The organism is Sphingobium sp. LSP13-1-1.1, assembly GCF_040676415.1.
Lineage (GTDB): Bacteria > Pseudomonadota > Alphaproteobacteria > Sphingomonadales > Sphingomonadaceae > Sphingobium.
Genome location: NZ_JBEGHU010000051.1, coordinates 1 through 829 on the forward strand (window position 1 = coordinate 1; position 829 = coordinate 829).

The window sequence follows — 829 nt, forward strand, 5'->3', positions numbered from 1 at the left end:
GCTCGCACCCATCGGCAACATCCCGCCTGCCGAAGCCGAGGAGCTCTACTACGCCATGCTGGACGACACACCCATGGCAGCATAATTTAAGCCAAATGGCCTCCGGCAATCCCGGGGCGGTTCAATACTTACAGGAATTAAGATCTGGACTCATTTGATTGAGCCAGAAGATGATGGTTGGGACGATACAGATGGCGGACATGAAGGTGTGGGCGCATCGATCGTAGCGGGTATGGATGCGCCGCCAGTCCTAAGCCTGCCGAACATAGTCTCGATCTTGTGGCGCTGGCGGTAGAGCGCGGCGTCGTGCGGGATCGGCACCTTGCGGTTTTTCTTCGACGGGATGCAGGCCGTGATGTTGCGGTCGACAAGCGCCTTGCGGAACCAGTCGGCGTCGTAGCCTCGGTCGCCGAGCAGAGCCTTGGCGGGAGGCAAGGCGTCGCTCATCTGCCCTTCACTGAGCAGCATGACCAGCGGTCTATCCCTGCCATCGCAAACGGCATGAAGTTTGGAATTCAGCGCGCCTTTGGTGCGTCCGATACGTATGGGAACAGCCCCTTTTTGAGAAGGCTGCTGCTGTGCGGTGTGCCTTCAGGTGGGTCGCGTCGATCATCAACCGGTCCGGCTTGCCGCTCTTTGCCGAGAGGGCCGAGAAGATCTTGTTGAAGACGCCGAGCCGGCTCCACCGGATAAGCGGTTGTTATACCGACGTGCGCGGGTTCTGACTCACGGTTGGATTCCCAAGGTGCTAATTTTCTGATTCGTTGCAGCGAGCAAGAGGAGGCTCGCGATGGCGGCAGCGATTGGGGTTCGAACGGACTACACATCG

Annotated in this window: 1 pseudogene; it reads right to left on the reverse strand. The window is 59.0% G+C overall.

From position 1 onward, the window contains the following. Positions 1-121: 121 nt before the first annotated feature. Positions 122-691, reverse strand: a pseudogene (locus tag MRBLSP13_RS18865) (IS5 family transposase); the annotation flags it as partial. Between the last annotated feature and the right edge of the window lie 138 nt (positions 692-829).